We start from the raw sequence: 25,792 nt of genomic DNA on the forward strand, positions 1-25,792 counted from the left end.
GCCCCAGCTCGACGTCCAGCATGGTTCGGGTCGACAATACGTTCGATTTGTCGCGTATTACACAGCTGCTGAACGGATTTCGGAGAGGTGGGCAGGAACATTGGACAGATCACCGTACGGCGTACGACCATTGGTGCTCGATCTTTCACCAGCAGAGAGGGGCCTCAGATGCCCACGATCACCCCCAAGTTCCCCGTAGCGACGGGCACGAAGGAGCAGCACGCAGAGATGGCGAGGATCGCTCTCGCGAAGGTCTACGAGCACGCGCCCTACACCGCGGAGGTCGATTGCGATTTCTGGCTCCAGGTCGCGGGTCTGCACTCGTTCCTGTCCGGCCCAGCGGACTGAGCGCCCGTGTTCACCGACGCAGAGCTCGCGGCGTGGTTGGTCGCTGAGCAGGATCACCGGATCGCCGAGCTCGAGCACAGCGGCCTCGAATCGTCCGAGGTGCTCGACGAACTGAGAGTGCAGATCATCGACGCGGCGATCGCTCGCCAACTCGGCACGGTCGGTCTCAGACCACAGGACGTTGCCGATCTGCTCGCCGCGCTCGATCACACGAAGTTCGTCCGGCCGGACGGCACGGTCGACGTCGAGCGGGTCGAGAAGGCCATAGGCGCGCTCGCCCGTGGTGCCGCGACAGAGAACCGACCACCCCCGCGTTCGTCCGACCGCGCACCGAACCGCGGCGTCGGCCGCTACCTCGAAAGGACGTGACTACATGAGCACCGATGACCTAACGGCGGGCACCGAGTCGGTCGTCGACTTCTACCGCGCCAAAGCGAAGAGCGTCGGCACCGTCCTCGAGGCCGACGACCTCGCGACCGCCGCGGACCTACAGGCCACGACCGATGACATCGCGGCGCTCGATGCAGCTCTCGCCGCCGACGGCCGCACGATCACTACGAAGAGCGGAACGGTCAAGATGCACCCCGCGGTGGCCGCGGTTCGGCAGCTTCGTATGACCCGAGCTCGCTTGGCATCGGTCATGGACGCGCGGATCCTCGCCGCTCGCTCGGCGTCCGGAGCTGCGAGCGGTGGGCAGACCGGCATTCGCGGGGTCTACACCGGAGACGGATCTCAGAACCAGGGACGGGACAACGAACGCGGAGCTCGTCGCGGCAAGGGACGTGTGGCGCGCCCCCGAGCGGGACGGGGTGCGTGATGGCTCGACTGATGCTCGCCTCCGACCTGGTGGACGCGGGTCGTCCCGCTGCCCTCACGTTCGACGATGTCCCGCCCGAGTTCCGTCCTAGCAACTGGCGTCGGTGGCTCGGCAAGGTGAAGACAAGGCACATCGCTGAGGCGCTCGTCAGCGAGATCGAGGAGAAACGAGCGCGCGAGATGGCAGCGAGTGAGATGCGGTCGGACGCCTATTGCCAGTGGCTCGCGGACCGTGACCTGGCTACGCCATCCGGTCGACCGCTACGCGGCTGGGATTCGACGTCACTCGCGCGATGGGAGGACAGCCAGTGAAGGGGCTGCAGGTTCCGGCCCGGTGCCAACGCGGGCACCATCTCGAGCCGCGGACGACCTACGTGCGTCACACCGGGGCCGACGAGTCGGCGGCGTCGGGCCACCGCCCCATCGGTTGGGAATGTGTCGTGTGTGTTCGGGTGGCGTGTTGGCGGGCTCAGTTCCCGAACCGAGCGGTGCCGGCCGAACTCCTTGAGCCCGAAAACTACAAGCGACAGCTAGGCGCTCGACACAGGTCCATAATGCCGAAATTCACAGCCGCCGTTGAGTTTCGGTCCGGTTGGCAGTTCGCGGACCGCGACTCGACACCCAATACGCGAGCCGAGCGGGAACGCGCAGTCGCCGAGGTCGAACGCCGCGAGCGCGCGCGGAAAGCACGAGAGCTTCATGACGCCGAGGATCGTCGAGTTCGGCAGATCCGGCGCGGGCACGCCGACGACGCTCTGCGGTCGATCCGCGCTCTCATGGGTGCCGCGTCGTGAACGAGCCACGCGGCGGCTATTTGTCCCGGCGACGCCCAAGGCCCCCGATTTACGCGATCGGGTCGAAGCATCGTCGCTACGAGCAACAAACGGCACAAACATGTTTCGCATTCTCAAATAGTCTCGTGATCCCACAGCTGAGCGACTGGATGGGATAGCAATGGGATAGCAGTGACCGACTGAACCGCCGTTTTACGACGGGAACCGCCGGGTAGCGGTATCACGCCAATATGCTGGCCACAGCCGTTTAATGGGTCTATACGGGACGATGCAGGATCGCCCGAGAATGTCAGAATATAACTCATAATCCATTGGTCGCGGGTTCGAGCCCCGCCCGCCCCACCACGCGGTCATTTTTTCAGATCGCATGACGCATTGCGGACATCGAATGTCCTCGATCGTGGGCACACTGGAACCTGCGGAACAACAGTGCACACCACGACCAGTAGACGGAGCCGGCCCGTGACTGCTGAACGATCATCGCCATCGGTTCACCCACCGACATGGAAGTTCGACTACCCGATCGTCCATGTCGAGACTCGGTCCCAGTGGCGTTCTTGGTTGCAGCGCGAGCACGCCTCGACCCGCGGCGTGTGGCTGTGCTCGTGGCGCAGCACCACCGATCGACCACGGTGTCCGTATCCGGACGCCGTCGAGGAGGCCATCTGCTTCGGCTGGATCGACTCCACCGCCGGCGTCCTCGACGAGCAGCGCGGCCTGCAGATGTTCACGCCTCGTAGGCCGAAGAGCCAGTGGACTCGACTCAACCGGCAGCGCGCAGCCGACATGGACGAGCTCGGCCTCATGACCGACGCGGGTCGACGGGCCGTCGCCGCCGCGAAAGCCAACGGCTGGTGGACGATTGCCGATCAGGTCGAAGACCTTCTGGAACCACTCGAGCTGACAACTGCGCTGGACGAAGCCCCGAACGCTCGACGCAACTGGGACGGTTTTCCGCCCAGTGCCCGCAAGCAGATGCTCTGGTGGGTTGTCAGCGCGGCCCGCGCCGACACTCGTGCAGATCGAATCGCGCACATCGTCGCCGAGGCCGCGGCCGGTCGACGCGCCCGCGGATGAAGGCACCGACGAGCGACGTTCAGGGCACCACGGTCACCGGCCACCGTCCCGCTTTGACCAAGCGGACCGCTACGGAGCCTGCTATCCGATGTCCTGCATTCTCGGACGCGCCCACCACCACTGCGTCCGTGCGAAGCTGTTCTGCCACGGCCATCAGCCCGTTGTACGGATCACCGTGCGCGGTACGAAACTCCCAGCGCACGTGTTCGCGGTCCCCGAAACGGGCAGCCGACGTTCTGATGTAGTCGAGCAACTCGTCGGCGATCTGCTGACCCGTTTCGACGAGCGATATACCGGCCTGGCCCCACGACGCCGTCGCAATGGGTTGCACGTACACGAGTATCAGCAGCGATCTTTGTCTGCGGGCCAGTCCTGCGGCGTAGGCGGCGGCGCGCCAGGACGAATCGGATCCGTCTATTCCCACCACGATCGAGGTGGGTCCGTCGTGGCCGTACTCGAATCCGGCAGACTCCTGCGCATTGCTCACGATCTGAGGCTACTGCCGTACCCGCGCGTTCGAACACTTCATCCCGTGGCGGTACGGTTGGACCACATCGAGTGCCGGTCACTCGAACGCTCACATTGGACGGGAGTAGCAAGTGAACGACGCCTCGCAACACGATGGCCCGTCGACGGATCCGGCTACGGTGTTCGCCGCTCTTGCCGACATCGTGTACCGAGGTACCAGCGCCGAGGCAATCTATACCGCCATCTGCAACGCCGCCGTGCTCGTCGTTCCCCACTGCGATCACGCGAGCCTGATGCTGATGCGCCACGGAAAGCCCGTCACCGTCGCCGCGTCGGACGACATCGCTCGCGTCGTCGACGATATCGAACGCGCTACCGGCCAAGGTCCGTGTCTGGACGCGATCACCAGCGAGGTAGTACAGCTCGAAGCCGACTTTCGCACTCCCACTCAGTGGCCCGCGATGGCTCGTGGTGTGTTGAACCGCACGCCGGTACGAGGGGCAATGGGTTTTCGCCTGAAGGTGGACGATCAGAAGGTGGGCGCTCTCAACCTGTTCACCGACAAGCCGGGAGTGTTCGATACCGACAGCGCGAGCAAGGCGGTCATCCTGACGGCGTTCGCAGCGGTCACGGTCGCGGCGGTCACCAACGGTCAGGAAGCATCGACGCTGCGTGACGGTCTCGAAAGCAACAGAGAGATCGGCAAGGCGATCGGCTTGATCATGGCCATGAACGACGTGTCCGACGACGAGGCGTTCGCCTTGTTGCGCAAGTCTTCCCAGGACCTGAACGTCAAGATCGCCGATCTCGCGGCGTCTGTCGTCGATCGGCACAGCAAAGGTCTCACCACCTGAGCCGGTGTGCTCAGCGCGCGCTCTGAACCTTCTTGGGCAGCGCGAAGACCAATGCCAGCGCCAGCACGCTGAACGCCGCACTGACCGCCATCGCCATGGCTGCGCCGTGTAGAAAGCCCGATCCGACGGTGTCGGGCCCTGTGATGTTCAGACTCCCGAACAGAACACTGCCGATCACGGCGATGCCGATCGCAGAACCGACGCGCTGCATGGTGGAGATGACGCCGCTCGCCGCGCCCGCATCGTCGCGATCGACCGTCGCGACGATGAACTGTGCGTTGGGTGCGATGAATGCGCCGTTGCCCAGACCTGCGATGAACAGCGGAACCAAGAGCGTCCAGTGCGAGATGGTGTCGGCGCTACTGGTCGCGAGAATGATCCACAGCCAGATGAGCCCGATCGAGACGAACGAGGCCCCGAGTATCAGGACGGTACGACCGAGACGAATGGTCAGCTTGTTGCTCTGCGAGGACGCGATGATGCTGCCGATCGCGAACGGAATCGATACCAGTCCCGACGACAGAGCCGTGTTGCCGAGTCCGGTCTGCCACAGCAGCGAGATGGTGAAGAAGATGCTGGTGAAGGCCGCGAAGTAAATGAGAGCGAGAACGACACCGCCGGTGAACGCCGGCCGGGTGAACAGTCGAGGCGGCACGAGTGGGCTCTGTCCCCGGCCGGTGCGAATCACCTCCCACCATCCGAACGACGCGATCAGCCCCACCCCTGCAGCAATGGTCAGGTACGTCCATAACGGCCAACCCAGTTGCTGACCTTCGATGAGTGGCACGAGCAGGGCGATCAATCCTACGGAGATGAGAACCAGTCCGAGCCAATCGATTCCGGGACGAGAGGTAGGTGCGGAGTCTTCCTTGTTCGGCAGCAATACAGCAGCAGCGACCAGACCGACGATTCCGATGGGCAGATTGACCCAGAAGACCAACCGCCACCCGTTCTCCTCGCCGAAGGCCTGAATGATGAGGCCGCCGACGATGGGTCCTAGCGCAGTCGACACTCCGATGACGGCCCCCATGATGGCGAAAGCCTTGCCGCGCACGGGTCCCGGAAAGAGCAGCTGAATGAACGCGGTGACCGCAGGTACGAACATGCCGCCTGCCAGGCCCTGAACGATCCTGGCGACGACCAGTTGCAGGTCGTCCTGAGCAAGACCGCACGCGAAGCTCGCGACGGTGAACAGCGCGAGGCCGGCGAAGAAGGTCCACTTGTGACCGATGCGGTCGCCCACCTTGCCCGCGGGAATCAAGGCCAGGCCGAATGCGAGTGCGTAGCCCGAGATGATCCAGGACAGGACCGATTCCGAAGCGTCCAACGTGGTGCCGATAGTCGGTAGTGCCACATTGACGATGGTGGTATCGAGGAGCGCCATGAACATACCGAGCAGCAGAACCACCAGTGCCTGCCACGCGCGCTTGGGTACCTCGATCGCGGGTGGGGTTTCGGTAGCACCGCGGTCGGTCACTGCGCCGCCCTTCGTAGCTGTAATAGAGCGGTATCGGTAGACCGTTCGGTGGTTGTCAGCCGATCATGGCCGTTGCCGCGAACACCCATGACAGGCCTGCGGACAGCAGAACGAATGCCGACGCGACGACGCGTCCGGCCCACTGTGTCTCCAACAGTGACGTTTCCGGCACAGATGTTCCCATAACGGTCTGTGCGCTGGAGGAGTCCGTCGGCGTCATGATCCACTTCCCACCCTGCATCTGCGTATCTCGTTCGGTCCGGCCGCTACATACCCCGGCCTCGCCTGCCGAAACTACTTCGCCGAGACAACGGCCTCCACAGCATCGAGAAACGGGTGCTGCGCCGACAAGAGCTTCACTTTTGCCTGCGCGAGCGGAAACCATTCGATGCGGTCCACCTCGGGAAACGCAGTCATGACACCGGATTTCGGCGGCCACTCGATCTCGAATGTGTTGCTCACCGCATTCGTCACGTCGAGGTCGGCTTCGACGCCGAAGGCAGTGACGATCTTTCCGGCGCGCTGCGTGACGGTGCCCAGTTCCACCAGATTGCCGGCGGGCACCTCCAGTCCGACTTCCTCTCGAAACTCTCGACGGGCCGCAGCGAGCAGGTCTTCGCCCTCGGCCACCAGCCCTTTGACGATCGACCAGGCACCGTCGTCCTTGCGGGCCCAGTACGGCCCACCGGGGTGTGCGATCAGAACCTCCGGTCCTTCGGTATTCACGCGATACAACACGATTCCTGCACTGGTGACCATGTCGACAGCGTGCCATCGATTCGCGTGCACACCGCATTCCTCGGCCGGCAGACGGGAGACACGCCGTTCTTTTCGTGGTTGCTGTACGGACCGTCGGCGAATCGCCCGTGAGTCCACACGCCGTGCCGTGAATCGGCGTAACAGCTATTGTCTACCGATGCAGGAGCGCGCAGCGTCCACCAGACAGGCCGTACTCGAAGGGGCAGCCGCCAGTTTCGAGAAGTTCGGTTACGGTACGGCCAGTTTGAGCACGATCATCGCCCATGCCGGGGTGAGCAAGGGCGCGATGTACTTCCATTTCTCGTCTAAGGAAGAGCTGGCGCAGGCGGTGATCGACGCGCAACTGACCATGGCGGCCACAGCCACTGCCGTCATCGTCGAGAACACCCCGAAAGCGCTCGATGCGTTGATACTCGTGACCAAGGAGCTGGGACGTCAGCTGCAGACCGAGTCCATCTCGCGAGGGGGCATGAGACTGACGCTCGAATCCGCCATCGCGGACGGGCCCCACTCGCTGGCGTTCGAGGAATGGATCGTCAAGATCGGCGATCTGATCGAGCGTGCCCAGACCGAGGGCGACATCGTCGACGGCGTCGACGCAACCGCAGTGGGTCGGTACATCGTCTCGCTGTTCACCGGAGTGCACACGGTCTCGGAGATGCTGACCGGACGCGACGACCTTCAGCAGCGGCTCACCGAGATGTGGCAGATATTGCTTCCCGGCGTCGTTCCGCGTCGACGTCTGCCGCGACTGGTCGCGCTCGCCGAGGATCCCGTCATCGACTGGAACGGTCGCTAGGAGCCAGCCACGGTTCGGACGTCGCCGAGACGGACACGGCCGACAGCACCACTCCGTCGCGCTCGAATTGGATGCGGTGCACGCCGTCCGTGGAGTCGGTATCGACGATGACCGAGCACGGCTTCGCCCATTCGGCGAAGCCCATGAAGCGCACCTCGCACGTAGTGAAGTCCAGCGTCGGCGTCCCGGTCACCAGACGCAATGCCTGACGGGCGGCTTCGAGCAGGGTCACGCCGGGAAGGTATTCGACGGAATGGTCGAACATCGCCAGGTTGCGGGGATCGGGCGCGACGAAGAGCGACCCGTCGGAGGTGTGCCGTGCCAAGACGACGTCGGAAGGATCGAGCCGTCCCACAGTGGAAGGGTCGACCACCTCGGTCCCGGCAGGCAGGAACCGGAAGTGGGGGTCGGCCATCGCCGAGGTGCGAAACTTCGAGTACACCTCGGGACCGATCGACCGCACGGACGCCGAACCGAACGCCACGAGTCGGTCGCCGTTCAACAACCTGGCCGACAACTTCACGTTGTCCATCGAGTCGTCTTCGAACGTGACGTCGGTCGTGATCGACTCGGCAACGAGCGAATCGTCGATGTCGTCCACCGAGAGAGGATCGAGAATCTCGAAGCGAGAATGTTCGATGAAGACGACGTGATCGAGTGGGACTCCGTGATCGACGTGGCAGAAGAGGCTGATCGCCTGGCGTAGCGCCTCGGCCACCATGAGCGAATCGTGGGTTCGGCGAACCGGAGCGAACATCCGGTGTGAATTCGGAAGTTGAACCGCCGCCCGATGGGTTTCGTCGACCGTCTCGTAGTCCGTCAACAAAACGTCGGCCGGCGAACGCCGATGCACGAGGTGCCGCGGAACGGTTGCTGCGTAACTCAAACTCATGAAGCCCCTTAAAACCGACCGATCCGGTTTTTTATAGCACTGTTGAGCCTCCCGGACCGCCTGCTCAGTATGTCGCGGACGACCGACAAAACCGGCATCCATCGACTTGATTCATTCAATCTGTATACAGCCGGAAGCGTCCCAATCCGGGGATCGCCCGGGGCCCGGGGCACCGCGACACAGATGACAAAAATCCCCGCCCGGTGAACCGGACGGGGATTGCGCTCCCCCACCTGGACTCGAACCAGGAACCCTTCGATTAACAGTCGAATGCTCTGCCAATTGAGCTATGGGGGATTGTCGTGCGACGCCGCACTCTCGTGCGAGCCGTTGAAAACAATAGCGCACACACCCTGCCGAGTACCAAATCGCCCTGCTCGAGCTTCGCCGGAGCCGCCCTGCTTCCCCAGAGCGTTTGCCCGGAGCGCAGTCGGGCAAGATGGACGTACAGCCGCACGCTCTACGGAAGGACCCACTGATGATTCGTTTGGTACTGGCGGCTGGAGCTGCATACGTGCTCGGCGCGAAGGCCGGCCGGGGCCGGTACGAGCAGATTCGCAAGACGGCGAACGCCGTTGCGTCGTCTCCGGCAACCAAGAAGGCGATCGAGGTCGGCCGGCAGAAGCTGTCCGATTCGCTCAACACCCAGCCGCGGCTCGAGCCGATGCAGCCGATCGACGACCAGACGCAGGTCTACGTCCCGCGCGATCAGCTGCGTCGCTAACCGACCTCGGCGACACTTCCGACCGCGAGTTCGAGCAAACTCCGCCGATATTGCTCCAAGGCGATGAGATCGCCGAACAGTGCGTTGTAGTCGTCGGGCTTCTCGACCGGAGACATGCGCTGGAGCTTCGATTTGAGTTCGGCCACCTGCTGGCCGACCCACACTTCCTGCAGCCTTGCCAGAACGCCCGAGATGTACCGGGTGAGTGCGTCGTCGGCCACCCGCATCGGGTCGACGGCCAACTCGGTCACCAACGACACCACGACAGCATCCTTGGCCTGCTTGGCCACGGCGTCGACCCATTCCCCGCCCCCCAGACCGGCGGCGGTGCCTCCGGCAGCAGCCACGGCGTCGCGCACCGCCGCGTATGCCGGATGGTGAAAGCTTTCCGGCGGAAGTGAGTCGAAGACCGTGCCTGCCATCGCAGGCATCTGCAGCACCGCCTTGAGAGCTTCCCGCTGCGGCCACAGGGACGGATCGGTGGGGTTGGGACGCGGCGGCCCGGCGGGGGCTTCCGTCGGCGCTGCCTGACGCTTCTCGAACGGCACGCGTTTGCCGCTGGTGTCGCCGCGCGCACCCTTCTTGGCCTCGTCCCGCACGCGGGCGAGCACCATCGCGGTGTCGTCCCAGCCGGTCCAGCCGGCGAGCTGCCGGGCGTACTCGTCCCGCAGCGACGCGTCCTTGATACGCGCAACCACGGGAACGGTACGTTTGAGCGCCTCGACGCGACCCTCGGGCGTGTCCAGATCATGCTCCCGCAGAAGCGATTTCACGACGAAGGCGAACATCGGGGTCCGTCGGGCAACGAGGTCACGAACAGCGTTGTCGCCGGACTTCAGCCGCAGGTCGCACGGATCCATTCCGTCGGGTGCCACGGCGACGAAGGTCTGCCCGGCAATCTTCTGATCACCCTCGAATGCCTTCATCGCGGCAGCCTGACCGGCATCGTCCCCGTCGAAGGTGTAGATCACCTCTCCGCGAAAGTAGCTGTCGTCCATCATCAATCGACGCAGCATCGCCAGGTGATCCTCGCCGAACGCGGTGCCGCACGACGCCACCGCCGTCTTGACTCCCGCCAGATGCATCGCCATGACGTCGGTGTAGCCCTCGACGATGACGGCCTGATGAGACTTCGCGATCTCCTTGCGCGCCAGGTCGAGACCGAACAACACCTGAGACTTCTTGTACAGCATGGTCTCCGGGGTGTTGATGTACTTCCCCGGCATCGTGTCGTCGTCGAACAGTTTGCGCGCGCCGAACCCGATGACGTCGCCGCTCTGACTGCGAATGGGCCACACCAACCGGCGTCGGAAACGGTCGATGGGCGTCCCCCGCTTGCCGGGTGTCGCCAGTCCCGCGTCGACGATCTCCTTGGCCTCGAAGCCCCTCCCCAGCAGATGTTTGGTGAGGGTGTCCCAGCCGTCGGGTGCGTATCCGCAGCCGTAGGCCAGCGCGGCGTGGCCGTCGAAGTTGCGTTCGGTGAGGTAGTCCCGTGCAGTCTGGGCGTCGGGGCCGCTGAGCCTACCGGCGTAGAACTCCTGCGCTGCCGCGTTGGCGGCGATCAGTCGTGCGCGGGTACCGCGGTCACGTTGTACCGACGGCCCTCCGCCCTCGTAGGAGATCGAATAATTCAGTCGGTCGGCGAGTTGCTCGACGGCCTCGACGAACGAGATGTGCTCGATCTTCTGGAGGAAGGAGTAGGCATCACCACCTTCGCCGCAGCCGAAGCAGTGGTAATGACCGTGATTGGGCCGAACATGGAACGACGGAGACTTCTCGTCGTGGAAGGGGCACAACCCCTTCATGGAGTCGCCGCCCGCGCGCTTGAGGGAGACGTAGTCGCCGACTATGTCTTCGATCCGTGTGCGTTCGCGAATGGCGGCGATGTCACGTTCAGGAATTCGGCCGGCCACGACTGGAGTCTAGCGCTGAATCAGACACCCTCGGCAGCGCGATCAACCCCAGCTGGCCTGAGCCCCGAGTGACCGCTTGTCCACCAGTTCGAGTCGACTTTCGGTGTACGACGCGATCTGATCCACCACCACTCGGGTCCGTTCGGCGTCGCTGTTCGCGCGTTGCCAGGCCGGCACCAGGATGGGATCGAGTTCGCCCGGTGCCGAGCGCAGCAACCACTCGGCGACGCGGTGGATGCGATCACGTTGGCGTTCCTGGCGGATCTTGTGACCGGCGTCGGACATCACGTACCGCAGTGCCATCGTTTTGAGGAGTGCAACTTCCGAGCCGACGATCGACGGCACCACGAGATCGGCGTCGTACCGGCTGAGAGGCGCCGTCCCGTACTTCTCGTGAGTGCCCTCGATGGCGGCGGTCGCGAAGCGCCCCACGAGTTCGCTCGTCATGTGCTTGAGTGCGACGGACGCGGCGAGTGTTCCGTCGTAGCGTCCCACCGCGATCACGACGGGCATCCTCGACAAACGGCTTGCCGCTTCGATCAATTCGTCGACGTCGAGTCCGCGAAATTCCGAGACACCGAGTTCGGCCAGGGCGCGTTGCTCGATCGGGTCGGACAGCGCGCGCAGGTCGATCCTGGCGTCGATCACGCCGTCCTCGACGTCGTGCACGGAGTAGGCGACGTCGTCGGACCAATCCATGGTCTGCGCTTCGAGGCACTTGTGCTTGTCCGGTGCACCCTCACGTACCCAGTCCAGAATCGCGGAGTCGTCGTCGTAGGCACCGAATTTCGCGCCCGGTGCCGGCCGGGTCCAGGGGTACTTGGTGGCGGCGTCGAGAGATGCACGGGTGAGGTTCAATCCCGCGCTGTTGCCGTCGGCGTCGAGGATCTTCGGCTCCAGGCCGGTGAGAATGCGCAGGTTCTCTGCGTTGCCCTCGAACCCACCACAGTCCTGGGCCACTTCGTCGAGTGCCCGTTCACCGTTGTGGCCGTAGGGCGGATGCCCGATGTCGTGGGCCAGTCCCGCGAGGTCGACCAGATCGGGGTCACTGCCGAGACCTTCGGCGATACTGCGGCCGATCTGCGCAACTTCGAGCGAGTGCGTCAATCGCGTACGCGGGGTGTCCCCGTCCCGCGGCCCGGTCACCTGAGTCTTGTCGGCGAGCCTGCGCAGGGCAGCGCAGTGCAACACCCGCGCCCGATCGCGCGCGAAGGCACTTCGATGCGAGGCGTTGTCTGCACCGGATCGCAGTCCGGCGGTCTTGGGAGGCTCGACGACGAACCGTTCGGCGTCGTGCGCCGAGTAGATGCCCGTCATGTCACTGGCCTGCCGTGTAGGAGAAGTCTGCGGTGAAGTGAGTCACCTGGTACCACAGAAGTGCGCCGGTCTCCCTGGCGATTCCGTGTGCCTGAGATTCTCGGGTGTAGACGGCCGGGCCGGTACGGGTCGGTGACGTCCATGCGTCGAGTCCGGCGTCGCGCGCCATGGTTCGGGTACGCAGCGAATGCCACGGATCGCTGACCAACACCACCGAAGACTTACCCTGCGCGCGCACGGTGTTGCTGACGGCCTCGATGCTTTCCAGCGTGTCCGACCCGGTCTCGACGGCCACGATGGCGTCGGCAGGTACTCCCTGCTCGATCAGATAGTTTCGGCCCGACGCGGCCTCGGTGAACAGGTCGCCTTCCTGCTTACCGCCGACGGTCACGATCTCGGGGGCGATGCCCTGCTCGTACAGCGATGCGGCCTGGGACAGTCGAGCCTCGAACACCGTCGAGGGTGTCCCGCTGTACTGCGCAGCGCCCAGTACGACGATGGCGTCGGCCTTGGAATAGTCGTCGATGCGCGCCACCTGCCACACCCTTACAGCAGTTCCGGCGACCAGCACCATTGCCATCAGGACCACTCCCGCGACCAGTCGGCCGGTCCAGCGTCCCAGTGTTCCGAAGAAGCCCAGGCGCTCGGGACCTGGGTCCGAGGCATACCGATCGTCGTACGGGTCGCCGTACGAATCTCGGTCGAGAGTTGAATTCACCCCTCGAGTTTGCCAGGCCCGCGCTTCTTGGGCGGGTACGGCGCGCCTCGGGACGTCAGAGCCATCCTCGGTCCTCGGCGACACGAACCGCTTCGGCCCTGGTGCTGGTGCCGGTCTTGCCGATCGCGGACGACAGATGATTGCGCACCGTCCCCTCCGACAGGTGCACCGTGGCAGCGATGGAGCCGGCCGTCCCTCCCTGCGCTGCGGCACGGAGAACTTCCTGCTCACGAGCCGTGAGCGGGGAGATGCCGTCCGTCAGAGTCTCGGTCGCCAGCGTCGGGTCAACTACCCGGAGCCCCAGGTGCACCCGCCGAACAGCGTCGGCCAGCTGCTTGGCTGGAGTGTCCTTGACCACGAAACCCGACGCACCCGCATCGATCGCGCGGCGCAGGTAACCCGGTCTGCCGAACGTGGTGACAATCAGTACCCTCGATTCGGGAGCGACCAGTGCCAACTCGGCGGCCACGTCGATTCCGTTCTTGCCGGGCATCTCGACATCGAGCAGAACGACGTCTGGTCGATGTTCCAGCACGGCAGCGACCACTTCGTCCCCGCGTCCCACCTCGGCGACGACCTCCAGATCGTGCTCGAGACCCAGTAGTGCTGCGAGCGCGCCGCGCACCAACGCCTGGTCGTCGGCCAGCAACAGTCTGATACTCACGGTGCCGAGACCTCCAGCTCGAAGCCGCCGGTCGGAACCCGGGCGAGAGTCAGTGAACCACCGGCAGCATCGACCCGCTCGGCCAACCCACGCAGCCCGTTGCCTCCGCCGGTGTCGTCGGCCGGTCCGCAACCGTCGTCGACGACGGAGATGCTCGACGGCGTCAGCGTCACGTGGCAGCGCTGTGCGCTGGAGTGCCGAACCACGTTGGTCACCGCCTCCCTCATCACCCACCCGAACAGTTCTCGATGCCGTAGCGGAACGAGGTCGGCATCACTGGGCAGATCGGCCTTTATCCCGGCCGCGGTCAGAGCCGTACGCGCACTGAGCAATTCGGTGCCGATGTCGATCTGCCGCATGCCGCCGACGGTACTTCGCACATCGGCGAGTGCCTGGCGGGCAAGGGTTTCCAGTTCGGCGATCTCCACGGCGGCGCGGGCGGGATCGATCTCGATGAGCCGGCCGGCCAGTTCGCTCTTGACGGTGATGACGGTCAGGGAATGTCCGAGGATGTCGTGCACGTCCCGGCTCATGCGCTCGCGTTCGGCCACTATTGCCAGATCCGCCAATTGTTGCCTCGCCACGGCCAATTCGTGATTGCGCTGGAATACCTGGGTGATGCCCCACGCCGCGGCCGCGCTGATCAGCAGCTGAAACGCGAAGAAGTTGTCGGGCTCCCAGGATGACACGAAGCGTGGCACCGCTTCGACGAGTGCGACCATCACCACGACCAACGCCCACGCCTGCCGGACCGGCAGGGTCATCATGGCCAGTACTGCGATGTAGACGGTCGCACCGAAACCAGTGGTGCCGACCAGTGCGCTCATCGCGACCGTCAAGGCCACCATCACCCCGAGCGCAATCCAGGCCTGCCACACCGGCAGCGGGTTCCCACGCCGGTGGCCGTTACGAAAACGCCAGAAGGTGGCGGTGAACACGACACCGAAGCCGATGATCACGACGATTCCGAAAACCCGCGCAGCCATGGATTCGAGGGACAGGATGTCGTTCAACGGATAGATCAGGTAGATCAGCCAGATGGCCCCGAACATCCAGCCGTATCGCCAGACCCGCCCCTCCGGCAGGTCGGCGGTGAACGTGGTCATGTCGCCCACGGTATCTCCGTGGGCGACACGATCAGGGGTTTCGGTCTCAAGCACGCTTGGTGTCTCTCCGGAACAACAGGGAGGCTCCGGCGATGAACACCGCGGCCCACACCACCAGGTTGATCACGGCGATCAGCAACGTTCCGGTTTCGGTCCCGGCGAACGCGGCCCGGGACACGGTGGCCAGACCGTAGAGCGGGGTGAACTGGGCCAACATCGGGAACCAGCCGCTGTCACCGAGGGGAACGAAGAGTCCGCCCGCCAACGCCAGGAACGCCAGCACGGGTCCGAGAATCTGCATGACGTTCTCCGACGGCAGCAGGTAGCCCATGAACAATCCGAACGCGGCGAACACCGCCGAGCCGATCCAGCCGATCAGACCGCTGACGATCCACACCCAGATCGGCATGTCCGCCCCGAAGAACTTTGCGACGACGAACACCACGACGATCGAGGCTGCACCCATCGTCATGGCCACGAGGACCTTGGTGACGATGTAGGCGACCGGTTTCAGCGGGGTCAGCCGCAACTGTCGACTCCACCCTTGCGCCCGCTCGACCGAGACCATCGCTCCCCCACTGGTGGTGGCGAGCATTGCTCCGTAGACGGCCATGCTGATGGCGATGTAGCCGGTGACGTTGCCGTGCGCGAAGGGATAATTGGTCCGGTAATCCGACTGCGTACCGAAAATGACGAAGAACACCGGCGGCATCACCAACGTGAAGATCAGAGTGCGCTTGTTCCTGAACAGTCGGCGTATTTCGAGGCCGAGAAAGGTGGGCGAAAATCCGCCCCAGGCAACGGCTCTGGCAGGCGTGCGAGTGGACGAGATCGTGGTCATCGGATGCTCCCGGCGAGTTCGGTGTCGGCTTCGGAATCGGTGGTCAAGGCGAGGAAGGCGTCCTCGAGGTTGCGAGAGACGATTTCCAGATCCGTCGCATGTGCGTCGTTGAGCAGGAACCGGGCCACGCAGTCGGAGTCACGCCCGTGCACGATCACCCGATCGCCGCGAGTCTCGACGCGGTCCACCCCGGGCAGAGCCAGCAACACGGCCTGGTCGACCCCGGGCAACGTTGCGGTGACGGTGCGTCCTGCGGCCAGGTTCTTCACCTCGGCGGCGCTGCCGTCGGCGACGATCTTGCCGTGCCGAATCAGCACTATGCGGTCGGCGTAGGCATCGGCTTCGTCGAGATAATGCGTGGCGAAGAGCACCGTTCGGCCGGTGCTGGCGTCCTGCCGAATGGCGTTCCAGAAGTCGCGACGCCCTTCCACGTCCATGCCGGTGGTCGGTTCGTCGAGCACCAACAGATCCGGATCGGGCAGCAGTGCGAGTGCGAAGCGCAGTCGTTGTTGCTGGCCACCGGAGCATTTGGCCACTCGACGGTCTCCGATATCGACGATGCCGGCCCGCGTCAGCACCTCCTTCACCGAGCGGGTGTGCGCGAACAACGCCGAGGTCAGCTCGACGGTTTCGCGTACGGTCAGATCACGCAGCAAACCGCCGGTCTGCATGACGGCCGAGATCCGCCCCTGGGCGATCGCGTCGGCGGGCGTGCCCCCGAACACCGACACCGACCCGGTGGTGGGTGTTGCCAGGCCGAGCATCATGTCGATGGTGGTCGTCTTTCCCGCTCCGTTGGGTCCGAGAAATGCGACGACCTCGCCCGGTTCGATGGACAGGCTGAGCCCGTCGACCGCCCGGACCGAGCCGTAGGTCTTGGTGACGTCTCGTAGTTCGACTGCCGTTGTTGTGGTCATGGGATTCACTCTGCTGCGATCGAGCAGCGTCGACTTCGTTCGAGCGTCACGATTGCGAGGTGACAACTGTCATGTATCCACATCGACCTGCTCGATCTCGGCACCGCCCAGCCGGTAGATTTCAGGCCATGGCAGTCCAGCACCGGCGGCACAGCAGCGCCACAGTCCCCAGGTCGGTCCATCGTTTTCGTCGTCTCGCCGCTACGGGTGCTCTGACCCTGTTCGCCGCGGTTCTGCTCGCGCCGGGGGTGGCGTCCGCCGAGGCTCCCTCGCGCCTCGCCACGCAGATCACCGACAACGTCCAGGCTCTCGACCCGGATGCGCTGGCCGAGGTGCAAACCTCGATCGACGACCTCTACGGCAGCAGCCAGCTCAGGCTGTGGGTCACCTATGTCGCGGACTTCGACAACATGTCGGCGGCGAACTGGGCCGATCAGACGTACGGGAGAAGCGATCTCGGCGAGCGCGATGTTCTCCTCGCGGTGGCGACCGTGGACCGTTCGTACTACCTCGCTGTGAACACAGGGCTGTCGCAGATCACCACGTCGGAGCAAGACGATATCCGTGTCAACGACGTCGAACCCGCACTGCGCGAAGAAGATTGGTCCGGCGCGGCCATTGCTGCGGCCGGTGCACTCGGTGACGCATACGCATCGAGCGGCGGCGGTGGTTCGTCGGCACCACTGCTGATCGGCGTCGGGGCACTAGCCGTGGCGGGCGGCGGTGCCGTCGTCTACTCCTCGCGCCGTAAGAAGGCCCGCGTCGCCGCCGAGGTCGAGGCCGTGGCCAAGATCGACCCGAACGACCCGGCCGCATTGGCCCGATTCCCGATCGATGTTCTCGACACCCGCGCCAAGGAAATCCTGATCGAGACCGACAACGCGGTACGCGCCAGCGAAGAGGAACTTACCCTCGCCCGAGGCGAATTCGGCGATTCAGCAGCCGCACCCTTCATCGCCGCCTACGACAACGCGAAGAAAGCGCTGGCGTCCGCCTTCGAGATTCGTCAACGCCTCGACGATGCCATCCCCGAAACCCCGGACCAGCGACGCGCGATGCTCGTCGAGATCATCTCCTCGTGCGGCCGGGCGGATCGCGAGCTCGACTCTCGGGTCGAGGAATTCGACGGATTCCGCGACCTCGTCATGAACGCCGGCTCACACCTCGACGAACTCACCCAGGCGGTCATCGGTGTGAGGGTGCGACTTCCGCAGTCCGAAGCTCTACTCACAGAACTGCATTCGGATTTCTCCGACACCGCACTGAAGTCGATTGCCGACAACGTCGCGATGGCCGAGGATCGAGTTGCGCTGGCCGAGGAGAACATCGAAGCCGGCCGCAAGGCCGCAGCATTGCCGCCAGGGAAGCAGGGTCCGGCAGTGACCGCGATTCGCACCGCAGAACGAGCTGTCGATCAGGCCACGGCACTGCTCGATGGCGTCGACCATGCCCGTGACGACATCAGGCACGCCATCGCGACCCTGCCCGACGCCATTGCCGACGTCCGACGCGACATCGAACAGGCTAAGGGGCTGGCCGACCACGGCGGCACCGAACTGCAGGAGGCCATGGCCGCGGCACGGGCTGCGTTGCAGAACGCGGAGACCGCGCAGTCGTCCGATCCGCTCGGTAGTTACACCGCTCTCGCGGCAGCAGATTCCGAACTCGAGAAGATAGTCGACGAGGCCTCGGCCGAGAAGTCCGCCGAGGACCAGCTGCGGGCGCGTCTCGATCGCGATATCGCAGCTGCTCAGGCGCAGATCACCGCTGCGGCGGACTACATCTCGACGCGACGCGGCGGTGTGGGTGCCGATGCTCGAACGCGTTTGTCCGAAGCCGAACGGCACCTCGGTGCGGCGCGGCAGCTCGAGCCGGAGAACCCCGACGAGGCTCTCAAGCATGCGCATGCTGCCAGCCAATTGGCTGCGCGCGCATCGCAGATCGCCCAGGCCGATGTGCAGAACTGGGAGAACCGTCACGGCCCCCGCGGAGGCGGCAGCGGTGGGAATGTGGCCGGCGCCGTACTCGGCGGAATCCTCATCAGCAGCGTGCTTCGCGGCGGCGGAGGCGGCTTCGGCGGGGGCTTCGGCGGCGGCGGGGGCTTCGGTGGCGGTGGAGGCGGCGGCGGATTCGGCGGAGGCGGTGGCCGCTTCTAGTTCTCGACAGACGCACGACAGGGCCCGATCTCGACAAGAGATCGGGCCCTGTTCGGTGTGTGAGGCTCTACGCGCCGATCAGACGAGACGCGATGTAGCCCTCGACCTGATCGAGCGCCACGCGCTCCTGCGCCATCGTGTCGCGCTCACGAATGGTGACGGCATGGTCGTCGAGAGTGTCGAAGTCGACGGTGATGCAGAACGGGGTGCCGATCTCGTCCTGACGGCGGTAGCGACGACCGATGGCTCCGGCGTCGTCGAATTCGACGTTCCAGTACTGACGCAGTTGCTGCGCAAGGTCTTTCGCCTTGGGCGTCAGGTCCGCGTTCCGCGAGAGTGGAAGCACCGCGACCTTCACCGGGGCCAGGCGACGGTCGAGCTTGAGCACGACACGCTTGTCGACGCCGCCCTTGGCGTTAGGTGCCTCGTCCTCGCTGTAGGCATCGACGAGGAACGCCATGAGCGACCGAGTGAGGCCGGCGGCGGGCTCGATGACATACGGGGTGTAACGGGTGTCGGTGGCCTGCTCGTAGTAGCTCAGATCCTGGCCCGACGCCTTCGAGTGCACCGTGAGGTCGTAGTCGGTGCGGTTCGCGACACCTTCGAGCTCACCCCAGGCGCTGCCCTGGAAACCGAAGCGGTACTCGATGTCCACGGTGCGCTTGGAGTAGTGCGAGAGCTTTTCCTTGGCGTGCTCGTAGAGCCGCAGGTTCTCCGGATCGATGCCGAGGTCGGTGTACCACTTCATGCGGTAGTCGATCCAGTACTGATGCCACTCGTCGTCCTCGCCCGGCTTGACGAAGAATTCCATCTCCATCTGCTCGAACTCGCGCGTGCGGAAGATGAAGTTTCCGGGAGTGATCTCGTTACGAAAGCTCTTGCCGATCTGGCCGATACCGAACGGCGGCTTCTTGCGCGACGTGGTCAGCACGTTGGCGAAGTTGACGAAGATGCCCTGGGCGGTTTCGGGGCGCAGGTAATGCAGTCCCTCTTCGTTGTCGACCGGGCCGAGGAAGGTCTTGAGCAGGCCGGAGAATGCGCGCGGCTCGGTCCACGAACCGGGCTCACCGGTCTCGGGGTCGCGGATATCGGCCAGGCCGTTCTCCGGCGGGTGGCCGTGCTTCTCCTCGTAGGCCTCGATGAGGTGATCGGCGCGGTAGCGCTTGTGCGTGTGCAGTGATTCGACGAGCGGGTCGGAGAACGTCTCGACGTGGCCGGACGCTTCCCACACCTCACGCGGCAGGATCACCGAGGAGTCGAGACCCACCGTGTCGTCACGGCTGGTGACCATGTTGCGCCACCACTGCTTCTTGATGTTCTCCTTGAGCTCGACGCCGAGCGGACCGTAGTCCCAGGCCGACCTGGTACCGCCGTAGATCTCGCCGCACGGGTAGACGAGGCCTCTGCGCTTGGCGAGGTTGGCGACGGTTTCGACTTTGGACTTGGGTGCCACTGGCGGAGCTCTCCATCTTCGGTTACATCGTGAGTCGGTCACATCACGTGAGGGGTGACGCGGGCGGTTTTCGCCCTGATCAGACTATCTGGCTCGAGACGTGAAGCCGAACACCGACCGAGGTCGCATTTGACATGCGCACCTGTGCATATCACAATGAATACGATTTGCAATAACGATGACTGCACTAGCCTGGTGCCATGACGTCGATCGTGCAGGGAGAGTTCGCCGAGAAAGAATCGGCGACCGAAGGAGCCGCAACCGTGTCTACCGAGCAGGCCGTAGCCGCAGACTCGACGAGCAAGGTCGACTCGACGAACAGGGCCGATTCGACGGATCGGCAGGACCCCGAGCATCCGATGCACGAGGAAGACCCGTTTGCCGCCACTCCTCCGGCACCTGTTCCGCCCAAGGAAACCTTGACTGCGGCCGGCGACATCCTCCGTGCCCTCGCCGCACCAGTGCGAATCGCGATAGTGCTGCAGTTGCGCGAGTCCGAGCGATGCGTCCACGAACTCGTGGTCGCTCTCGGAGTCACGCAGCCGCTGATCAGTCAACACCTGCGGGTACTCAAGGCAGCGGGAGTGGTGCGTGGCGAACGCAACGGCCGCGAGGTCCTGTACCGACTGGTCGACGATCATCTCTCCCACATCGTCGTCGACGCCGTGGCCCACGCCGAGGAAGGCCGCAACCCGTGACCGAGAAGTCCACCGAAACCGCCGCACCGAGACGACCCGTCGTCGTCGGAGTGCGAGCCACCAAGCAACGCAGTGCGATCTCGGATTTGCTCGACACCATCGAGGAATTCAAATCCGCGCAGGATCTGCACGACGAACTGCGCAAACGCGGTGAGGGAATCGGTTTGACCACCGTCTATCGAACACTTCAGACACTGGCCGACGCGGGCACCGTGGATGTGCTTCGCACCGACAACGGTGAATCGGTCTATCGGCGTTGTTCCTCGGGCCATCACCACCACCTGGTGTGCCGAGATTGCGGATTCACCGTGGAGGTCGAAGGACCGACTGTCGAAAAGTGGTCGCAGAGTGTCGCCGAGTCCAACGGCTTCACCGACGTGAGCCACACGATCGAAATCTTCGGTTCCTGCAATCAGTGCAGCAAAACCGGCCGCTGAACAGGCTTCACGCCACTGCACTTGCCAGGCGAGGCACCACCGAGTCGATGGCGAACGGAATGGACAGCACCGAGTTGTAGGTGATCGCCCCACGCTGATCGGTCGACAACGGGACGATGGCGTCATTGCGGGCGGCCCTCAGGGTCGCGAAGATCGGGTTCTCGGCCACCACGTCGATGTCCTCGCCGGTGCCGAGATAGAGCACCACGTCGGCGTCGAGCTCGGAAATGTTCTCGGCCGAGACCGGAACGAAGAAATTAGTTCCGTCGTCCTCGGCCAGAATGGGTTCCGGAATCCCGAAGCCCAACGACGTGACGAACGTGCCGCGCGCATCACCGGGAAGATATGCGCCGAACTGACCGTCGTACGGAAGCACAACTGCGGCAGTCCTACCCGCGAACTCCGGATGCGCGGCTCGTACCTGTTCGAGGGCAGCGGTGGTCTGTGCGTTCAGCTCCTTGCCGCGCTCACCTTCGCCCATCGCACGCGAGATGGTGTCGGTGGCCACCTCACGATCGACAGCGTAGGCCGCCGATCCCGCCGGTCGGGCGACAGTCGGTGCAATGTCGCTGAGCTTCGCGTAGGTGTCCTCGTCGAAGCCTGCGTTCAGGCCCGTGATCAAATCCGGTGCCAGGGAGGCGATCAGCTCGAAATTCGGTTCGGACTCCGATCCCAGCAGTGTCAGCGGTGCGTCGCCCACCAACTCGTCGGTCCACGGACCGAGTCCGGTCTCGTAGAACGTGTATCCCGTGTTCCCGACCGGCACCGTACCGAGGGCAATGACGGCGTCCGCATCGGAAACTCCGAGTGTGACTATGCGGGTCGGCTTCTCGGGAACGGTCGTGCTGCCGTAGATGTGTTCGATGACAACCGGGAAGGCACCGTCCGCCGACCGGTTTTCCGAGTCGGCGGTATCCGCGGTCGAACAGGCCGCCGCGGAGATACCCAGGACGATCACCGCCGCCACTGCCGTCATCATTCTGGACAAACGTACCGTCATGGCAACCACCTCTACGTCAGTAAGTAAAGGCTAACCTTAGACGACGGATCAGGGCAGCAGTCCCTCACGTGCTTTCTCGACTCCCGCGAGCACCAGAATGAGCATGGTCAACATGGCCTCGTCGTCCAACCCGTTGGCAGGAAACGTATAGCGCAGCAACACATCTGCGAGCTTGTCGTGAGTATTGACCGAGATCGCACCGAACTGTGAATCGGCGTTGCGGTCCGAGACCTTCTTGTGCAGAGCCGCCTTCACAGGCCTGTCCCACGCCAGAACCGCGGTCAACGAGAGCACCTCGAGTTCGGGTGAGAGTTGCACCGCTCGAAGAGAGCACAGAGCACCGGCGTAGTCGAAACCGAGAGACCCCTCCTCACCTACCGTCACCGTGGCGAACTGTGCGAGCGCCAATTGGGCGCGCGCCTGCAAGGTCAGGCCGGGTACGTCGTCACTCATACTTCACTCCGCCGAATCGTCGGTCGCGGGAAGCGAATTCGATGCACGCTTCCCAGAGATCCCGGCGGTCGAAATCCGGGAACAGCTTCTTCTGGAACACGAACTCCGCGTACGCGGATTGCCACAGCAGAAAGTTCGACGTCCGCTGCTCCCCCGACGGACGCAGGAACAGATCCACGTCGGGCATATCCGACTCGTCGAGGTACTTGGCGACGGTGGCCTCGGTGATCTTCTCGGGGTTCAGTTTCCCTGCTGCCACCTGGCGAGCGATTTCTCTTGTGGCATCGGCAATCTCGGCCCGGCCACCGTAGTTGACGCACATCGTCAGCGTCATCACGGTGTTGCGCTTCGTCAGTTCCTCGGCAACTTCGAGTTCCTTGATCACACTGCCCCACAACCGCGGTCGACGGCCTGCCCAGCGAACCCGAACGCCCATCTCGTTCATCTCGTCGCGTCGACGACGAATGACGTCACGGTTGAATCCCATCAGGAACTTGACCTCGTCGGGACTGCGCTTCCAGTTCTCGGTCGAGAAGGCGTACACGGACAACCACTGCACCCCGATTTCGATACACCCGCACACGGTGTCCATGAGCACCGCTTCACCCTGCTCGTGTCCCGCGGTGCGGGGCAGGCCGCGATCCTGTGCCCACCGGCCGTTGCCGTCCATCACCAGCGCCACATGGCGAGGAATCAGTTCCGGCTGCAGGATGGGCGGCCGAGCGCCGGACGGATGCGGGTCGGGAGGGCGCACTGCCGACTGTTCGTCAGGCCGGTGTTGCGGCTCTCGTCGTCGAATCACGGTCCCCATCCTGCCCGACGGTATCGGCGAACACGGAGTCAGGTTGCGCCAGCGGCACCTGATGCGGGTGCGAGCGTTCGATGAGCGGAAGGGTGCGCAACTGTCGTTCCAGGTGCCATTGCAGATGCGCCGCCACCAAGCCGCTGGCCTGCTTGCGGACGGCATCGGAGGTGGTCACCGTGTAGTCCCACTCCCCCCGCTCGAGCGCAACCATCAGATCCAGAACCCCGGTCGACGGCGTCGCCGAGCCCGGCGGTCGGCAATGCACACAGACGGCTCCACCAGCAGCGACATGGAAAGCTCGATGCGGCCCAGCGGCAGCGCACCGCGCGCAGTCGGTCAGTGCGGGAGCCCATCCGGCAAACCCCATCGCGCGCAGCAGGTACGCGTCGAGCACCAGTTCGGGAGGCCGGACATGCTGCGCCAGGGCTCGCAGGGCACCGACGGTCAACTGATGCAGTCGCTGCGCCGGTGCGTGTTCCTCGCCTGCCAGCCGCTCGGCGGTTTCGAGAACGGCACACCCGGTGGTGTAGCGGCCGTAGTCGGCGACGATGTCGCCGCCGAACGCATCGACCGTGTGCACCTGGGTAACGATGTCGAGGTTGCGTCCCGGGTAGAGCAACACGTCGATGTGCGCAAACGGCTCGAGTCGCGCGCCGAACTTGGACTTGGTGCGGCGGACCCCTTTGGCGACGGCCCGGACGATCCCGTTCTCCCTGGTCAACAACGTGACGATACGGTCGGCCTCACCCAGCTTGTGCTGGCGCAGGACGACTGCGTTGTCACGGTATGGCCTCACGGTCTCCAGTCTCCCACGGCCACCGCACCGGTGGCCGCTTCCCGCGCGCAGGAGAAGTCGATACTGTGCCAACGTGGATTTCCAGCGGTCGAGTCTCGTCAACCAGGCCGCCGCACTCGCGTCGGGCCACATCACCTCGGTACAGGCGGTCACCGAATCACTCGATCGGATCGAGAAGAGCCAACCCACCCTCAACGCCTTCCGCATCGTCCGCCGTGACGCCGCACTCGCCGAGGCCGCAGAGGCCGATCGCCTGCGCGCGACAGGTGAGACCGCTCCGCTGCTCGGAGTTCCGATCGCCGTCAAGGACGATGTGGATATCACCGGGGAACCGACCGCCTTCGGGTGCGCCGGAACCTTTCCGCCTGCCTCCGCGGACTCGGAGGTGGTGCGCAGGCTGCGTGCGGCCGGAGCCGTCATCGTGGGCAAGACCAACAGCCCCGAGCTGGGGCAATGGCCGTTCACCGGCGGGTCGTTCGGTCACACCAGGAACCCCTGGAATCGAGACTGCACTCCCGGCGGCTCCTCCGGTGGTAGCTCTGCCGCGGTGGCCGCCGAATTGATCTCGGCCGCACTGGGTTCCGACGGTGCGGGCTCGGTTCGAATACCGGCGTCGTGGACGAACCTCGTGGGCATCAAACCGCAACGGGGACGAATCTCCACGTGGCCGGATGCCGAAGCATTCAACGGCATCACGGTCATCGGTCCGCTCGCGCGCACGGTCGCCGACGCCGCACTTCTGCTCGACGTGGTCTCCGGTGGCCACGACGGCGATCTGCACCGCCCGGCTCCGTTGACCGTCTCGGACGCTGTCGGACGTAACCCCGGCTCGCTGCGCATCGCGCTGAGCCTGCGCAAGCCGTTCATCCCGACGCTGGCCACACTGGACCCGGAGATCGCCTCGGCCGCGTACCGAATGGCCGCGGTTTTGCAATTGCTCGGACACCGAGTGGTCGTGGACGATCCCGCCTACGGAATGCTGTTGGGCCTGAACTTCTTGCCCCGCTCGCTGGCGGGCGTTGCCGCGTGGCTCGATCGCCTTCCCGATCCAGCTCTCGCCGATCCGCGCACGCGGGCCAACGCCAAGAGCGGACGCGCTCTCGCCGGCGCTCCGTTGCGCGCAGCCCGCGCAGCCGAGCCACGTATCGGTCGTCGTATCGGACGGTTCTTCGACGAGTACGACATCGTGCTCGCCCCGACGACGGCCACTCCCCCGCCGCGGGTCGACGCGATCGACGGCATCTCGAATGCCGACACCGACCGGATCATCACCGAGCACTGCCCCTACACGTGGCCGTGGAACGTTCTGGGTTGGCCGAGCGTGAACGTGCCCGCGGGGTTCACCCATGGTGGTCTTCCCATCGGTCTGCAATTGATGGGTCACGACTCGTCGGAGCCACTGCTCGTTTCGGTGGCCGCTCAACTCGAGAACGTGCTGCAGTGGCACCGCAAACGCCCCGACTCGTGGTGGACCGACGTGAGCGAAACTTCGTAGCCTGCTACGAGACAG

Annotated in this window: 30 protein-coding genes and 1 tRNA gene; 13 read left to right on the forward strand and 18 right to left on the reverse strand. The window is 64.5% G+C overall.

All coding sequences use genetic code 11. The features are described 5' to 3' along the window. The first annotated feature begins 168 nt into the window (after positions 1–168). The 6 genes from ACIGGF_RS01275 (at position 169) to ACIGGF_RS01300 (ending at position 3,035) form a co-directional block, all read left to right on the forward strand. Positions 169–348, forward strand: coding sequence for a hypothetical protein (locus tag ACIGGF_RS01275; protein ID WP_397519630.1), 180 nt, complete (start codon positions 169–171; stop codon positions 346–348). Between the two features lie 6 nt (positions 349–354). Further along, complete coding sequence (locus ACIGGF_RS01280) at positions 355–717, forward strand: hypothetical protein (RefSeq protein WP_397519631.1); 363 nt, start codon at positions 355–357, stop codon at positions 715–717. Positions 718–721: 4 nt separating this feature from the next. Next, positions 722–1,165, forward strand: a complete 444-nt coding sequence (locus ACIGGF_RS01285; protein ID WP_397519632.1) for a hypothetical protein — start codon at positions 722–724, stop codon at positions 1,163–1,165. Beyond that, positions 1,165–1,476 (forward strand): hypothetical protein, encoded by a 312-nt coding sequence (locus ACIGGF_RS01290; RefSeq protein WP_397519633.1) that lies wholly within the window; start codon positions 1,165–1,167, stop codon positions 1,474–1,476. The genes ACIGGF_RS01285 and ACIGGF_RS01290 overlap by 1 nt, the downstream gene beginning before the upstream one ends. 242 nt (positions 1,477–1,718) lie before the next feature. Continuing rightward, a complete protein-coding gene (locus tag ACIGGF_RS01295) occupies positions 1,719–1,958 on the forward strand; it encodes a hypothetical protein (protein ID WP_397519634.1) in 240 nt (79 codons plus the stop codon). A gap of 462 nt (positions 1,959–2,420) precedes the next feature. Further along, positions 2,421–3,035, forward strand: a complete 615-nt coding sequence (locus ACIGGF_RS01300; RefSeq protein ID WP_397519635.1) for a YdeI family protein — start codon at positions 2,421–2,423, stop codon at positions 3,033–3,035. 19 nt (positions 3,036–3,054) lie between these two features. Here ACIGGF_RS01300 and ACIGGF_RS01305 read toward each other — a convergent pair whose 3' ends face one another. Next, the gene (locus ACIGGF_RS01305; protein ID WP_397519636.1) at positions 3,055–3,522 is read right to left on the reverse strand and encodes a universal stress protein; all 468 of its coding nucleotides are present in this window, start codon (positions 3,520–3,522) and stop codon (positions 3,055–3,057) included. A 112-nt stretch (positions 3,523–3,634) separates the two neighbouring features. Here ACIGGF_RS01305 and ACIGGF_RS01310 point away from each other — a divergent pair, with 112 nt between their 5' ends. After that, positions 3,635–4,357, forward strand: coding sequence for an ANTAR domain-containing protein (locus ACIGGF_RS01310; RefSeq protein ID WP_397519637.1), 723 nt, complete (start codon positions 3,635–3,637; stop codon positions 4,355–4,357). Between the two features lie 10 nt (positions 4,358–4,367). Here ACIGGF_RS01310 and ACIGGF_RS01315 read toward each other — a convergent pair whose 3' ends face one another. From ACIGGF_RS01315 to ACIGGF_RS01325, 3 genes are all read right to left on the reverse strand, one after another. Next, positions 4,368–5,834, reverse strand: a complete 1,467-nt coding sequence (locus tag ACIGGF_RS01315) for an MFS transporter (RefSeq protein WP_397519638.1) — start codon at positions 5,832–5,834, stop codon at positions 4,368–4,370. Between the two features lie 55 nt (positions 5,835–5,889). Next, positions 5,890–6,054, reverse strand: a complete 165-nt coding sequence (locus ACIGGF_RS01320) for a hypothetical protein (protein WP_397519639.1) — start codon at positions 6,052–6,054, stop codon at positions 5,890–5,892. A 74-nt stretch (positions 6,055–6,128) separates the two neighbouring features. Further along, on the reverse strand, positions 6,129–6,593 hold the full coding sequence (locus ACIGGF_RS01325; protein ID WP_397519640.1) for an NUDIX domain-containing protein: 465 nt from the start codon (positions 6,591–6,593) through the stop codon (positions 6,129–6,131). A gap of 157 nt (positions 6,594–6,750) precedes the next feature. Here ACIGGF_RS01325 and ACIGGF_RS01330 point away from each other — a divergent pair, with 157 nt between their 5' ends. After that, on the forward strand, positions 6,751–7,392 hold the full coding sequence (locus ACIGGF_RS01330) for a ScbR family autoregulator-binding transcription factor (protein ID WP_397519641.1): 642 nt from the start codon (positions 6,751–6,753) through the stop codon (positions 7,390–7,392). Here ACIGGF_RS01330 and ACIGGF_RS01335 read toward each other — a convergent pair. Together ACIGGF_RS01335 and ACIGGF_RS01340 are read right to left on the reverse strand one after the other, a co-directional pair. Further along, entirely contained in the window at positions 7,370–8,284 is a 915-nt protein-coding gene (locus tag ACIGGF_RS01335; RefSeq protein WP_397519642.1) for an AfsA-related hotdog domain-containing protein, read from the reverse strand. The two genes, ACIGGF_RS01330 and ACIGGF_RS01335, sit on opposite strands and share 23 nt — an antisense overlap. 224 nt (positions 8,285–8,508) lie before the next feature. After that, positions 8,509–8,581 (reverse strand) — tRNA-Asn (locus tag ACIGGF_RS01340). 181 nt (positions 8,582–8,762) lie between these two features. Here ACIGGF_RS01340 and ACIGGF_RS01345 point away from each other — a divergent pair. Beyond that, on the forward strand, positions 8,763–9,008 hold the full coding sequence (locus ACIGGF_RS01345) for a hypothetical protein (RefSeq protein WP_397519643.1): 246 nt from the start codon (positions 8,763–8,765) through the stop codon (positions 9,006–9,008). On the opposite strand, the gene dnaG is transcribed toward ACIGGF_RS01345, so the two are convergent. The 7 genes from dnaG to ACIGGF_RS01380 are packed head-to-tail and all read right to left on the reverse strand — an operon-like array spanning position 9,005 to position 16,484. Next, positions 9,005–10,921 carry a DNA primase gene (gene dnaG, locus ACIGGF_RS01350; protein WP_397519644.1) on the reverse strand — a complete coding sequence of 639 codons (1,917 nt, stop codon included), beginning with the start codon at positions 10,919–10,921 and terminating at the stop codon, positions 9,005–9,007. The genes ACIGGF_RS01345 and dnaG overlap by 4 nt on opposite strands. 42 nt (positions 10,922–10,963) lie before the next feature. Then, positions 10,964–12,238: a deoxyguanosinetriphosphate triphosphohydrolase gene (locus ACIGGF_RS01355; protein WP_397519645.1), complete on the reverse strand. Its 1,275-nt coding sequence runs from the start codon at positions 12,236–12,238 to the stop codon at positions 10,964–10,966. Between the two features lies 1 nt (position 12,239). After that, the gene (locus ACIGGF_RS01360; protein ID WP_397519646.1) at positions 12,240–12,956 is read right to left on the reverse strand and encodes a YdcF family protein; all 717 of its coding nucleotides are present in this window, start codon (positions 12,954–12,956) and stop codon (positions 12,240–12,242) included. A 55-nt stretch (positions 12,957–13,011) separates the two neighbouring features. Beyond that, positions 13,012–13,620 (reverse strand): response regulator, encoded by a 609-nt coding sequence (locus ACIGGF_RS01365; protein WP_397519647.1) that lies wholly within the window; start codon positions 13,618–13,620, stop codon positions 13,012–13,014. Continuing rightward, the gene (locus ACIGGF_RS01370) at positions 13,617–14,726 is read right to left on the reverse strand and encodes a sensor histidine kinase (RefSeq protein ID WP_397519648.1); all 1,110 of its coding nucleotides are present in this window, start codon (positions 14,724–14,726) and stop codon (positions 13,617–13,619) included. Before ACIGGF_RS01370 ends, ACIGGF_RS01365 begins: the two co-directional genes overlap by 4 nt. Before the next feature lie 46 nt (positions 14,727–14,772). Then, positions 14,773–15,567, reverse strand: a complete 795-nt coding sequence (locus tag ACIGGF_RS01375) for an ABC transporter permease (protein WP_397519649.1) — start codon at positions 15,565–15,567, stop codon at positions 14,773–14,775. Next, on the reverse strand, positions 15,564–16,484 hold the full coding sequence (locus ACIGGF_RS01380) for an ABC transporter ATP-binding protein (RefSeq protein WP_397519650.1): 921 nt from the start codon (positions 16,482–16,484) through the stop codon (positions 15,564–15,566). The genes ACIGGF_RS01375 and ACIGGF_RS01380 overlap by 4 nt, the downstream gene beginning before the upstream one ends. A gap of 128 nt (positions 16,485–16,612) precedes the next feature. Here ACIGGF_RS01380 and ACIGGF_RS01385 point away from each other — a divergent pair, with 128 nt between their 5' ends. Beyond that, on the forward strand, positions 16,613–18,640 hold the full coding sequence (locus ACIGGF_RS01385; protein WP_397519651.1) for a TPM domain-containing protein: 2,028 nt from the start codon (positions 16,613–16,615) through the stop codon (positions 18,638–18,640). A gap of 67 nt (positions 18,641–18,707) precedes the next feature. Here ACIGGF_RS01385 and ACIGGF_RS01390 read toward each other — a convergent pair whose 3' ends face one another. Further along, entirely contained in the window at positions 18,708–20,093 is a 1,386-nt protein-coding gene (locus ACIGGF_RS01390; protein ID WP_397519652.1) for a glycine--tRNA ligase, read from the reverse strand. A gap of 359 nt (positions 20,094–20,452) precedes the next feature. Here ACIGGF_RS01390 and ACIGGF_RS01395 point away from each other — a divergent pair, with 359 nt between their 5' ends. Next, positions 20,453–20,791, forward strand: coding sequence for an ArsR/SmtB family transcription factor (locus tag ACIGGF_RS01395; RefSeq protein WP_397519841.1), 339 nt, complete (start codon positions 20,453–20,455; stop codon positions 20,789–20,791). Beyond that, positions 20,788–21,228 carry a Fur family transcriptional regulator gene (locus ACIGGF_RS01400; protein WP_397519653.1) on the forward strand — a complete coding sequence of 147 codons (441 nt, stop codon included), beginning with the start codon at positions 20,788–20,790 and terminating at the stop codon, positions 21,226–21,228. The genes ACIGGF_RS01395 and ACIGGF_RS01400 overlap by 4 nt, the downstream gene beginning before the upstream one ends. A gap of 7 nt (positions 21,229–21,235) precedes the next feature. On the opposite strand, the gene ACIGGF_RS01405 is transcribed toward ACIGGF_RS01400, so the two are convergent. Genes ACIGGF_RS01405 through recO form a run of 4 tightly spaced genes read right to left on the reverse strand, consistent with a single transcriptional unit; the run spans position 21,236 to position 24,282 of the window. Then, a complete protein-coding gene (locus ACIGGF_RS01405) occupies positions 21,236–22,228 on the reverse strand; it encodes an iron-siderophore ABC transporter substrate-binding protein (protein WP_397519654.1) in 993 nt (330 codons plus the stop codon). A 48-nt stretch (positions 22,229–22,276) separates the two neighbouring features. Further along, on the reverse strand, positions 22,277–22,681 hold the full coding sequence (locus tag ACIGGF_RS01410; RefSeq protein ID WP_397519655.1) for a hypothetical protein: 405 nt from the start codon (positions 22,679–22,681) through the stop codon (positions 22,277–22,279). Further along, entirely contained in the window at positions 22,674–23,492 is an 819-nt protein-coding gene (locus ACIGGF_RS01415; protein WP_397519656.1) for an isoprenyl transferase, read from the reverse strand. Before ACIGGF_RS01415 ends, ACIGGF_RS01410 begins: the two co-directional genes overlap by 8 nt. Then, entirely contained in the window at positions 23,449–24,282 is an 834-nt protein-coding gene (recO, locus tag ACIGGF_RS01420) for a DNA repair protein RecO (RefSeq protein ID WP_397519657.1), read from the reverse strand. The genes ACIGGF_RS01415 and recO overlap by 44 nt, the downstream gene beginning before the upstream one ends. 73 nt (positions 24,283–24,355) lie before the next feature. Here recO and ACIGGF_RS01425 point away from each other — a divergent pair, with 73 nt between their 5' ends. Next, entirely contained in the window at positions 24,356–25,777 is a 1,422-nt protein-coding gene (locus ACIGGF_RS01425; RefSeq protein ID WP_397519658.1) for an amidase, read from the forward strand. The last annotated feature ends 15 nt before the right edge of the window (positions 25,778–25,792 follow it).

It is taken from the genome of Rhodococcus sp. NPDC078407 (assembly GCF_044542515.1).
Taxonomy (GTDB): Bacteria; Actinomycetota; Actinomycetes; order Mycobacteriales; family Mycobacteriaceae; genus Rhodococcoides.

Excerpts from the sequence above, each read along its gene's own strand:
- ACIGGF_RS01335 (WP_397519642.1), bottom strand. The coding sequence starts at position 8,284 with ATGAGTTTGAGTTACGCAGCAACCGTTCCGCGGCACCTCGTGCATCGG.
- ACIGGF_RS01320 (WP_397519639.1), bottom strand. The coding sequence starts at position 6,054 with ATGACGCCGACGGACTCCTCCAGCGCACAGACCGTTATGGGAACATCT.
- ACIGGF_RS01395 (WP_397519841.1), top strand. The coding sequence starts at position 20,453 with ATGCACGAGGAAGACCCGTTTGCCGCCACTCCTCCGGCACCTGTTCCG.
- ACIGGF_RS01325 (WP_397519640.1), bottom strand. The coding sequence starts at position 6,593 with ATGGTCACCAGTGCAGGAATCGTGTTGTATCGCGTGAATACCGAAGGA.
- ACIGGF_RS01375 (WP_397519649.1), bottom strand. The coding sequence starts at position 15,567 with ATGACCACGATCTCGTCCACTCGCACGCCTGCCAGAGCCGTTGCCTGG.
- ACIGGF_RS01295 (WP_397519634.1), top strand. The coding sequence starts at position 1,719 with ATGCCGAAATTCACAGCCGCCGTTGAGTTTCGGTCCGGTTGGCAGTTC.
- ACIGGF_RS01345 (WP_397519643.1), top strand. The coding sequence starts at position 8,763 with ATGATTCGTTTGGTACTGGCGGCTGGAGCTGCATACGTGCTCGGCGCG.
- ACIGGF_RS01275 (WP_397519630.1), top strand. The coding sequence starts at position 169 with ATGCCCACGATCACCCCCAAGTTCCCCGTAGCGACGGGCACGAAGGAG.
- ACIGGF_RS01370 (WP_397519648.1), bottom strand. The coding sequence starts at position 14,726 with ATGACCACGTTCACCGCCGACCTGCCGGAGGGGCGGGTCTGGCGATAC.
- ACIGGF_RS01385 (WP_397519651.1), top strand. The coding sequence starts at position 16,613 with ATGGCAGTCCAGCACCGGCGGCACAGCAGCGCCACAGTCCCCAGGTCG.
- ACIGGF_RS01355 (WP_397519645.1), bottom strand. The coding sequence starts at position 12,238 with ATGACGGGCATCTACTCGGCGCACGACGCCGAACGGTTCGTCGTCGAG.
- ACIGGF_RS01410 (WP_397519655.1), bottom strand. The coding sequence starts at position 22,681 with ATGAGTGACGACGTACCCGGCCTGACCTTGCAGGCGCGCGCCCAATTG.
- ACIGGF_RS01290 (WP_397519633.1), top strand. The coding sequence starts at position 1,165 with ATGGCTCGACTGATGCTCGCCTCCGACCTGGTGGACGCGGGTCGTCCC.
- ACIGGF_RS01285 (WP_397519632.1), top strand. The coding sequence starts at position 722 with ATGAGCACCGATGACCTAACGGCGGGCACCGAGTCGGTCGTCGACTTC.
- ACIGGF_RS01380 (WP_397519650.1), bottom strand. The coding sequence starts at position 16,484 with ATGACCACAACAACGGCAGTCGAACTACGAGACGTCACCAAGACCTAC.
- ACIGGF_RS01415 (WP_397519656.1), bottom strand. The coding sequence starts at position 23,492 with ATGGGGACCGTGATTCGACGACGAGAGCCGCAACACCGGCCTGACGAA.
- ACIGGF_RS01330 (WP_397519641.1), top strand. The coding sequence starts at position 6,751 with ATGCAGGAGCGCGCAGCGTCCACCAGACAGGCCGTACTCGAAGGGGCA.
- ACIGGF_RS01405 (WP_397519654.1), bottom strand. The coding sequence starts at position 22,228 with ATGACGGTACGTTTGTCCAGAATGATGACGGCAGTGGCGGCGGTGATC.